Origin of the sequence: Legionella spiritensis (genome assembly GCF_900186965.1) — a bacterium.
GTDB classification, from domain to species: Bacteria; Pseudomonadota; Gammaproteobacteria; order Legionellales; family Legionellaceae; genus Legionella_C; species Legionella_C spiritensis.
Genome location: NZ_LT906457.1, coordinates 1,963,954 through 1,973,682, shown reverse-complemented (window position 1 = coordinate 1,973,682; position 9,729 = coordinate 1,963,954). Strand labels below are relative to the sequence as shown.

Sequence of the window (9,729 nt, the reverse complement as noted above, 5' to 3'; positions counted from 1 at the left end):
TGATATTTTTATGTCATTTTTTATGAAAATCTCTCGACAGGCCATGTGGTTTTTGACATAATCCCGAGCCTCCTGCCAAGGAAAATAGCAGGAGGTTAGCGCGGTGTGTAGCCGCCAGGTCCAATCAAATAAAGGAGAAATTTATGAAAGCAAATGTATTTGCCGTTGTATTATCATGTCTGTTATTGGCATTGCCCGTACATGCGGTGACTCATCAGGAACCCTCCCAGACCGGGAAAATTAGTGCTTCGGCGAAAATCAACCTCAATCAGGCGGATGCTAAAACACTCACTCACTCCATTAAAAGTATAGGTAAAAAGCGGGCGGAAGCCATCGTTAAATATCGTGAAGCACATCATGATTTCAAATCACTGGATGAACTGAGCCACGTGCCTGGGCTTGGCAAGTCATTCGTCAATCGGCTCCGTGCGGAACTGGAGCGGGTCTTTACACTCCAGTAACAACTGGAATTATTTTGTTGGGTTGCCCATATTCTGTGCATTTATCCCATCTGAAAATTGGTAGGTCGGGCGCCTCGCCCGACGCTTCCGACGAGCCAAACAATTTTATTTCAAAAAAACAGAGCCGGTAAGCCGTCTTTTATGTGGGCAAAATACAGTGGGATAGTCCCCTGTAGCCCCTCATGAAGGCGAACCCGAAATGCGGGAAAACATTCACTCGGTTACTCACCTGTTCACCTGCTACGATATTGGCACATGAACGGCCGCAGACCTCCTTACAGGCTATGGTTCTTTTGTAAAAAAACGGAACCTCACAATTATGATCTTAAATTTATGCAAATTAATCAATTTTAAAACCAGATCAATAATGGATAGCAGTTTCGAATAATTTTTTATCCCGTTTATAGATATCTTCACAAAGATATGTCGATTTTCATGTGAATTTAGGGTAAAGTACAGTGCAAAAAAAGAACGAGGTAGTGTTGCACATGTTAAGGAAATTAAGGGGCGTTTTTTCCAATGATTTATCCATTGATTTGGGTACGGCCAATACACTTATTTATGTAAGGGACAGGGGGATTGTCTTAAATGAGCCTTCTGTGGTTGCCATCAGAAATGAATCCGGACAAAAACGTGTTGCTGCGGTAGGGCTTGAAGCCAAACGCATGCTAGGAAGGACTCCCGGCAACATCAATGCCATCAGGCCGATGAAAGACGGCGTGATTGCTGATTTTTCAGTGACGGAGAGAATGTTGCAGCATTTTATTCATAAAGTGCATGAAAACCGTTTTCTACGTCCCAGTCCCAGGGTATTGGTTTGTGTGCCATGTGGTTCCACCCAGGTGGAGCGGCGTGCCATTCGCGAATCGGCAATGGGCGCGGGAGCTCGTGAAGTCTTTCTGATTGAAGAACCCATGGCGGCCGCCCTGGGATCCGGGATGCCGGTTGAGGAAGCCAGTGGTTCCATGGTGGTTGATATTGGTGGCGGCACGACGGAAGTGGCCATTATTTCCCTGAGCGGTATCGTGTACCATCAATCCGTTCGCATTGGCGGTGATAAATTTGATGATGCCATCGTGTCTTACGTTCGTCGCAATTATGGCACATTGATTGGTGAGACTACGGCCGAACGCATCAAACATGAAATTGGTTCTGCCTTTCCGAGTCGTGATCTTTTTGAAATCGAGGTCAGAGGCCGGAATCTGGCTGAAGGCGTGCCGCGAAGCTTTACCTTGACCAGCGCGGAAATACTTGAAGCCTTGCAGGAACCATTGTCAGGTATAGTAGGTGCGGTAAGAGCGGCTCTGGAACTGGCGCCGCCTGAATTAGCCGCTGATATTGCCGAGCGCGGTATGGTATTGACCGGCGGCGGAGCGTTGTTAAAAAATATGGACACCTTATTGATGGAGGAAACTGGTCTACCGGTGCTGGTGGCAGAAGATCCTTTAACCTGCGTAGCGCGAGGTGGTGGCAAGGCGTTGGAAACAATGGATTTACGTGGCGGTGATTTCCTCTCAACCGAATAATTCAAATAACAAGCTTTTTGCCAAGGGCAAGCATAGAACCGTCTCGTATATGTTTGCTCTCGCGCTGTCTATTTGCCTGATGTTTTCCGATTATCATTATCATTATCTCGATAGTGTGCGCAGTGGTTTTTCATTTCTCGTATCCCCCGTGCAATACCTGGTTGACTATCCGGTGCGGATTATAGGATGGGTGCAATCTTTAGTCAGTTCCAAAACTTTTTTGATAAACGAAAATATGGAATTGCGTTATCAGCAAACCATGCTCGAGGCCGAGTTGCAAAAATTGATGATTATCAAAGAGGAAAACTCCCAGCTGAAGGAATTGCTGCTCACTTCATCCAAGGCGGGAATGAAAGCTATGGCGGCGCAAATACTGGCGGTAGATACCAGCGTTTCCCGCCAACTGGTTATTTTGAACAAGGGAAAACGTGACGGGGTTTATACCGGTCAGCCGGTGCTTGACGCCAAAGGTGTGATGGGGCAAATCATTGACGTTGGCTATATGACCAGCACCGTATTGCTAATATCTGACGGCAAGTGTGCTGTGCCGGTAAGAAATAACCGCACAGGTGAGCGGGCCATACTGGTAGGAACTAATAATCTGGATCAATTGTCTTTAATTAATTTGCCAAAAACATCATCGACTCGCAAAGGCGATTTACTGGTAACGTCCGGATTGGGTCGTCTATATCCTGAAGGATATCCTGTCGGGCGTGTGGAGAAAGTGACCAGCGTGTCGGGTGAAGCGTTTATCAAGGTCGATGTAAATCCCGTCGCCCTGTTAAACCGTAGCCGCCTGGTGTTACTCATCTGGCCGGATAAGGAACAAGCCATGTTAACCGCACAGATCAATGAGCGAAGGAGAGTACTGGGAGTTCCGACATGAGCCTGGTGAAATGGCGTTTGGTTCTGGTTCTTCTTGCGGCGCTGACTCTGACCATCATGCCGTTGCCAGAGTTATTTGTCAGTATCAGGCCTCCCTGGGTATTGCTGGTTATTTTATATTTGCAGTTTTACATGCCGGATTATTTTAAAGTGTTTCTGCTTTTTTTCCTTGGGCTGATACTGGATACCCTATTGTCCTCCGTGATTGGAGAGCATGTTTTTGCTCTTTGTCTGATCAGCTGGTTGGCCAACAGCAAGGCCAGACGTTTTTATGTGTTTCCGATTGGGCAGCAAATGACTCTAATTGGAATTCTTTGTGCTTTTTACCAGATGATTGTGTTATTGATCGATGCGTTTCTGGGCTATCACGTAAGTTTTTTCAGTGTGCTTGGAACCGGATTATTGAGTGTTTTGTTCTGGCCCTGGATAAGGTTGGCGCTGGAGGAAACCTTGCTTATGAATAACCATACTAAAACCTGAGTGCTGGCAGGCTTTACGCCAGAAAAGGTAAAAACCTGTAGCCCGTCATGGAGGCACAGTCGTAATGCGGGATCAACGTTTTAAAACAAGCCCGGGAATCTCGCAATCCACTGCGCGGTTTCAAAGCTACGGATTTTTATAAGAATCTCCCGTCCGGGGAAATAATAAGCGCGCATTATCAGGCGGTGACTATTTTATACTCCCCCGGTTTTAAGTCTTGCAGCGACCAGTCTGCAATGCGATGGCGAATTAATCGCAAGGTCGGGAAGTGGATGGCTGCCGTCATTTTTCGGATCTGGTGATTTTTCCCCTCTCCAAGGATGATTTCGAGCCAGGAAGTGGGTACGGTTTTTCGAAATCGAACAGGAGGCGTTCTTGGCCATACCGGCGGCTCATTGATTATTCGTACTTTAGCCGGCAGATAACGCACGTTATTTGTAATCAATCCCTGTTGCAAGGGAAGCAGATTTTTTGTTTCCGGAATACCTTCTATTTGCACCCAATAATATTTTAACTTATTGAAGCGGGGATGACTTAACTGATGCTGCAAACGACCGTCGTCCGTCAACAGCAATAATCCCTCACTGTTTTTGTCCAGGCGTCCTGCCGGGTAAAATCCGGGCATTTTTATAAAATCCGCCAGGGTTTGCTCATGGCCTTCACCGCTGAACTGACAGACGACGCCATAGGGCTTGTTGAAAAGTAACAGCTTGCTTGAACTCATAAAACGAATGAACCTGACAAAATGTCATTATGCCGTGATTCTCATTTGGGACAAAGCATTTTAGCATGCTATTATTACCGACTCTAATCAAGACGGAGTTGTCCATGACTTTTGATAAAATTAATGTTCCCGAGCAAGGAAAAACAATCAGCGTAGCTTCCGATCTTTCACTCAATGTGCCTGATTGTCCGGTAATTCCATATATTGAAGGGGACGGTATTGGCGTTGATGTGACGCCGGCTATGTTACGTGTCGTTGACGCCGCGGTGGCCAAGGCTTATAACGACAGGAAAAAAATTTCCTGGATGGAAATTTATGCCGGTGAAAAAGCAACCCGGGTATATGGCAAAGACCAATGGTTACCGAAAGAAACCATGGACGCCATGAAACAATTTGTCGTCGCCATCAAAGGTCCTTTGACAACACCGGTTGGCGGGGGGATTCGCTCATTAAATGTTGCGATTCGCCAGGAACTTGATCTGTACACCTGTCTTCGTCCTGTAAGATATTTTACCGGCACGCCCAGTCCGGTTAAGGAACCATGGAAAGTTGATATGGTTATATTCAGGGAAAACTCCGAAGATATTTATGCTGGTATCGAATGGCAGGCCAATACGCCTGAAGCACAAAAAGTGATTCATTTTCTGCAAGAAGAAATGGGAGTGAAAAAAATCCGTTTTCCCGAGAATTGCGGCATAGGCGTGAAACCGGTCTCCAAAGAAGGAACAACCCGTCTGGTCAAAGCAGCTATACAATATGCGATTGACAATGAGCGTGATTCAGTGACCCTGGTGCATAAAGGGAATATTATGAAATTTACCGAGGGCGCGTTTAAGGACTGGGGCTATCAGGTTGCTCGTGATACGTTTGGCGCCAGGGAATATCAGGGTGGGCCCTGGATGGAAGTAACAAACCCCAAAACAGGAAAACCCATTATTATCAAAGACGTGATCGCGGATGCTTTTTTACAACAAATACTGTTGCGACCCGAAGAATACAGTGTGATTGCCACATTGAATCTGAACGGTGATTATATCTCAGACGCATTGGCTGCTCAGGTTGGGGGTATTGGTATAGCTCCGGGCGCCAACATGAGTGATGATGTTGCCGTATTTGAAGCGACGCATGGCACAGCACCCAAATACGCGGGGCAGGACAAGGTGAATCCGGGGTCATTGATTCTCTCCGCTGAAATGATGCTTCGCCACATGGGCTGGACTGAAGCGGCGGATTTGATTATCAAGGGAATGGAAGGAGCCATCGAAGCCAAAACCGTCACGTATGATCTGGAGCGCTTAATGAGCGGCGCAACGCGCGTGAGTTGTTCAGGTTTCGCAGACGCGGTTATTAATCATATGTAACCAAAACGGCGTTGTTGAGTTTTTATTTGGTCGCTTCGTGAATAAAAATTTAACAGCGCCTGGTGCTTCGTCAATATTTTACTTGGATCCGGCACCATTTTTTTGCGAAAAAACAGTAGCCCGCAAGAAGGCCTGCGGCCGTATTACGGGTTTCATGTTCCAATATTGTGCCAGCAGAAGGGGGTGGTTACCCGAGTGAACGCTATCTTGCATGACGGCTTCTCTTTCATGACGGGCTGCGGGAACTGGTAATCCACACTGTAATATGAGCCAAAAGCGGTTGGCAGGTCGGGGGATGGGTTCACGGAACCCGTAACAAGCGATATAAACGCTATAATAATTAAGAGAACAATAGTTTATTTCCCGAAAGAGTGAATGTAATGTAATCAAGCTGGTAATAATCATTACCAGGTTTGATTTTTTCATGAATTAATTGATGTTTTTACTGGCCAAAAGCCTGTTGTAAGTCTATAAAATTAGTAAAGGGTGTATGAAAATGGGTGGGCAGTTTTTAGAGGAAATTGTTGAACGCAGGAAATTGGAAGTAGAAGCGGAACCTGCGATTAAACAGCCTAAAAAATATAAAGTCATCCTGCTCAATGACGATTATACGCCTATGGAATTTGTAGTGGATGTGTTGAAGCGGTTTTTTCATTTGAGTGAGCAACTAGCTACCCAGGTGATGTTGCAAGTTCATTTTGTTGGAAGGGGTGTTTGTGGCGTGTTTACGAGAGATATCGCGGAAACCAAGGTGGCTCAGGTTAACGATTACGCCCGAGCGAACGAACACCCGCTGTTGTGCGACATGGAACCCGAATAAGTGGTGGTGGATTGAGAGGAGCAACGAACATGTTAAACAAAGAACTTGAATTCACCTTAAATCTGGCTTTTAAGGAAGCGAAAGAGAAACGTCATGAATTTATGACGGTTGAGCATTTGCTCCTTTCATTGCTCGATAATCCGGCGGCCGGCAACGTGTTGCAGGCCTGTGACGCCAATATTGATTCCTTGCGTCGTGATCTGATTGAATTCATTGATGAAACAACACCAAGAATTCCTGAAGACGAGATTGATCGGGAAACCCAGCCTACCCTGGGCTTTCAGCGAGTATTACAACGCGCGGTATTCCACGTTCAGTCCGCGGGAAAAACGGAAGTTACCGGTGCTAATGTACTGGCGGCCATATTCAGTGAACAGGAAAGTCAGGCCGTTTATTTCTTAAGAAGAGAAAATATTACCCGTCTCGACGTCATTAATTATATTTCTCATGGCGTATCCAAATACCACAATAATGAAATGAATGACGGTATGAATTCCGGTATGGACGAAGATATGATGGCTTGTGAGGGGAACGAATCGCCGCTTGAAAGCTATTGCATGAATTTAAACAAACGGGCCAGGATGGGAAAAATCGATCCATTGATTGGCCGCCATGAAGAAATCCAGCGAACCATACAGGTTTTGTGTCGACGACGTAAAAACAATCCTTTGCTTGTTGGTGAGGCGGGAGTCGGTAAGACAGCTATAGCAGAAGGTCTGGCAAGACGTATTGTGGATGGGGAAATTCCCGAGTCCATTCAGAATTGCGTGGTTTATTCCCTGGATCTTGGGGCGCTGCTGGCCGGTACCAAATACCGTGGCGACTTTGAAAAACGTTTGAAAGCGGTTCTCAAACAATTAGGCAGCCAGGAAGGCGCGGTATTGTTTATTGACGAAATTCACACCATTATAGGTGCGGGCGCCGCTTCCGGTGGCGTTATGGATGCGTCCAACCTGATTAAACCGCTGCTGGCGAACGGGGAACTAAAATGTATCGGTTCCACCACGTATCAGGAATACCGGGGGATCTTTGAAAAAGACAGGGCGCTTGCCCGTCGTTTCCAGAAAATTGATATTAAAGAACCGACCGTGGACGAAACATTTGAAATTCTCAAGGGTCTTAAAGGCCGGCTTGAAGAGCACCATGGTGTCAAATTTTCCATTCCTGCTTTAAAAGCGGCTGCCGAGCTGTCCGCAAAATACATCAACGATCGTTTTCTGCCCGACAAAGCCATTGATGTCGTTGATGAGGCAGGCGCCTATCAGAACCTGCTTACAGCGAACAAGCGTAGAAAAATCATCAGCGTGGCTGAAATAGAAAGTGTTGTTGCTAAAATTGCCCGCATACCGGTGAAGAAAGTGTCAGCACAAGACAAGGATACCTTGAAAAATCTGGAGCGGGATCTGAAATTGCTGGTTTATGGCCAGGATGATGCGATAACCGCCCTGGCTTCCGCCATCAAACTGGCTCGTTCCGGTTTACGTGAGCCGCAAAAACCGGTTGGATGTTTTCTGTTCGCAGGCCCTACTGGAGTCGGAAAAACGGAAGTGACCAAACAGCTAGCCAATGTTCTTGGTATTGAGTTGCTTCGTTTTGATATGTCCGAATACATGGAAAAACATACCGTATCCCGATTAATCGGTGCGCCTCCCGGCTACGTCGGTTACGATCAGGGGGGGTTATTGACCGAGGCGGTTACCAAAAACCCGCATTCCGTGCTATTGCTTGATGAAATTGAGAAGGCGCATCCGGATGTCTTTAATCTCCTGTTACAGATTATGGATCACGGTACTTTGACCGACACCAACGGCCGCCAGGCTGATTTCAGGCATGTGATTCTGGTGATGACCAGTAACGCCGGCGCCAGTGAGATCACCAGAAATTCCATTGGTTTTTCCCTGCAGGACAACAGTAACGACAGTCTCGAAGTCATCAAACGTCAATTCAGTCCGGAATTTAGAAACAGACTGGACGCGATTATTAATTTCGCGCCGCTCGATACCATGACTATCGGACTGGTTGTGGACAAGTTTATTATGGAGCTGGATGAACAGTTGAGTAATAAAGGTGTTACGTTCAAAGTCGATCAAGCGGCACGTGACTGGTTAGTCGAACACGGTTATGATAAATCCATGGGTGCTCGACCAATGGCCAGATTAATCCAGGAAAATGTCAAGAAACCGCTGGCCGATGAACTGCTGTTTGGTAAACTGGTAAATGGCGGCCATGTCACATTGAAAGTAAAAGACGGCAAACTGCACTTTGAAAGCCACGATTATCGGGAAGGAGTCTGTTAACTTGAGTGAGAACAGTTCCTTCCTGACTATTCTGATGGAAAAAGATTTTTCTGCGCCGCAAAAAGCGTGTTTTGCAGAAGGGTTGTAATAGTCATCGGTCCGACGCCTCCTGGTACGGGTGTAATCCATGCCACTTTGGCGGCCGCTTCATCAAAATTGACATCACCTGTTAATTTGCCGTTGGGCAGGCGATGGATCCCGACGTCCACAACAATTTGTCCGCTGTGCAGCCATTCCGTGCTGATTATGTTACGCCGTCCCGTTGCTACAATCAGAAGTTCGGCCGAACGGACGTGTTTTTCCAGATCTCTGGTAAAACGGTGACAAACAGTAACGGTCGAGCCAATCGCTAATAATTCCAGAGCCATGGGTCTTCCAACTATATTGGAAGCACCGACGACGACTGCGTGCATACCTTTCAAGGGGATATTATAGGCTTCCAGTAACTGAATAATGCCGTAAGGTGTGCATGGCCTTAACAGAGGCAGGCGTTGAGACAGGCGACCAACATTGTAGGGATGAAAACCATCAATGTCCTTATGGGGGTGAATACATTCAATAATATGGTGGGTGTTCATGGATTTTGGAAGAGGAAGCTGCACAAGGATCCCGTCAATATCCGGTGAGTTGTTCAATTTGTTTATTAAGTCAAGCAGTTCCTGTTCGGTGGTGTCGTCAGAAAGATTGTAAGACCAGGATTTAATGCCGACTTCCTGACAGGCTTTTTGTTTATTGGCCACGTAAATTTCAGAAGCCGGATCATTGCCTACAAGAATCACCGCCAGCCCGGGCGTCCTGTATCCTTCATTTGCCATGGCCTCTATAGCCAGTTTTATTTCATTTCTTTTCAGGGAAGAAAGTTGCTTACCGTCTAAAACTGATGCTGTCATCGAATACGTCTCTAGGTCTTAAGTTAGGCTTTGCGAAAAAATTGGTTCACAGAGCCTGGGATAATTTTACGACAAAATCGATAGCATAAATCTCGCATTTTGAAGTTTCCTGGGTATAAAACCGGCAAAGCTGGTCTGGATTATGAAATAGACCCGGCTCATATGCAATCCTGGCGTGTTTTATTTTTTAGTCTGAAAGAGAAAGGCGTGTCAACAACCCTGGATTTATTATTATCCTTTATGATTTTTTGGTGATCAATTCTGCGCTATTGTCGGCTAAATTGT

At 46.2% G+C, this 9,729-nt stretch carries 9 protein-coding genes; 7 read left to right on the top strand and 2 right to left on the bottom strand.

The features are described 5' to 3' along the window. The first annotated feature begins 143 nt into the window (after positions 1-143). From CKW05_RS08885 to mreD, 4 genes are all read left to right on the top strand, one after another. Positions 144-461 carry a ComEA family DNA-binding protein gene (locus CKW05_RS08885; protein WP_058484176.1) on the top strand — a complete coding sequence of 106 codons (318 nt, stop codon included), beginning with the start codon at positions 144-146 and terminating at the stop codon, positions 459-461. A gap of 488 nt (positions 462-949) precedes the next feature. Beyond that, complete coding sequence (locus CKW05_RS08880; protein ID WP_058484177.1) at positions 950-1,987, top strand: rod shape-determining protein; 1,038 nt, start codon at positions 950-952, stop codon at positions 1,985-1,987. After that, entirely contained in the window at positions 1,965-2,873 is a 909-nt protein-coding gene (mreC, locus tag CKW05_RS08875; protein ID WP_058484483.1) for a rod shape-determining protein MreC, read from the top strand. The genes CKW05_RS08880 and mreC overlap by 23 nt, the downstream gene beginning before the upstream one ends. Beyond that, positions 2,870-3,352: a rod shape-determining protein MreD gene (mreD, locus tag CKW05_RS08870; protein WP_058484178.1), complete on the top strand. Its 483-nt coding sequence runs from the start codon at positions 2,870-2,872 to the stop codon at positions 3,350-3,352. Before mreC ends, mreD begins: the two co-directional genes overlap by 4 nt. 178 nt (positions 3,353-3,530) lie before the next feature. Here mreD and CKW05_RS08865 read toward each other — a convergent pair whose 3' ends face one another. After that, positions 3,531-4,076 carry a pseudouridine synthase gene (locus CKW05_RS08865; RefSeq protein ID WP_058484179.1) on the bottom strand — a complete coding sequence of 182 codons (546 nt, stop codon included), beginning with the start codon at positions 4,074-4,076 and terminating at the stop codon, positions 3,531-3,533. 65 nt (positions 4,077-4,141) lie between these two features. On the opposite strand from CKW05_RS08865, the gene icd reads away from it, so the two are divergent. The 3 genes from icd (at position 4,142) to clpA (ending at position 8,554) form a co-directional block, all read left to right on the top strand. Then, positions 4,142-5,437 (top strand): NADP-dependent isocitrate dehydrogenase, encoded by a 1,296-nt coding sequence (icd, locus tag CKW05_RS08860; protein ID WP_442911350.1) that lies wholly within the window; start codon positions 4,142-4,144, stop codon positions 5,435-5,437. Positions 5,438-5,933: 496 nt separating this feature from the next. Beyond that, positions 5,934-6,257: an ATP-dependent Clp protease adapter ClpS gene (gene clpS / locus CKW05_RS08850; protein ID WP_058484182.1), complete on the top strand. Its 324-nt coding sequence runs from the start codon at positions 5,934-5,936 to the stop codon at positions 6,255-6,257. A gap of 29 nt (positions 6,258-6,286) precedes the next feature. After that, positions 6,287-8,554, top strand: a complete 2,268-nt coding sequence (gene clpA, locus CKW05_RS08845) for an ATP-dependent Clp protease ATP-binding subunit ClpA (protein ID WP_058484183.1) — start codon at positions 6,287-6,289, stop codon at positions 8,552-8,554. A gap of 26 nt (positions 8,555-8,580) precedes the next feature. Here the strand turns inward: clpA and folD are convergent, their stop codons facing one another. After that, positions 8,581-9,444: a bifunctional methylenetetrahydrofolate dehydrogenase/methenyltetrahydrofolate cyclohydrolase FolD gene (gene folD / locus CKW05_RS08840; protein WP_058484184.1), complete on the bottom strand. Its 864-nt coding sequence runs from the start codon at positions 9,442-9,444 to the stop codon at positions 8,581-8,583. Between the last annotated feature and the right edge of the window lie 285 nt (positions 9,445-9,729).

Excerpts from the sequence above, each read along its gene's own strand:
- folD (WP_058484184.1), bottom strand. The coding sequence starts at position 9,444 with ATGACAGCATCAGTTTTAGACGGTAAGCAACTTTCTTCCCTGAAAAGA.
- CKW05_RS08880 (WP_058484177.1), top strand. The coding sequence starts at position 950 with ATGTTAAGGAAATTAAGGGGCGTTTTTTCCAATGATTTATCCATTGAT.
- CKW05_RS08885 (WP_058484176.1), top strand. The coding sequence starts at position 144 with ATGAAAGCAAATGTATTTGCCGTTGTATTATCATGTCTGTTATTGGCA.
- mreD (WP_058484178.1), top strand. The coding sequence starts at position 2,870 with ATGAGCCTGGTGAAATGGCGTTTGGTTCTGGTTCTTCTTGCGGCGCTG.
- clpS (WP_058484182.1), top strand. The coding sequence starts at position 5,934 with ATGGGTGGGCAGTTTTTAGAGGAAATTGTTGAACGCAGGAAATTGGAA.
- icd (WP_442911350.1), top strand. The coding sequence starts at position 4,142 with ATGCTATTATTACCGACTCTAATCAAGACGGAGTTGTCCATGACTTTT.
- CKW05_RS08865 (WP_058484179.1), bottom strand. The coding sequence starts at position 4,076 with ATGAGTTCAAGCAAGCTGTTACTTTTCAACAAGCCCTATGGCGTCGTC.
- clpA (WP_058484183.1), top strand. The coding sequence starts at position 6,287 with ATGTTAAACAAAGAACTTGAATTCACCTTAAATCTGGCTTTTAAGGAA.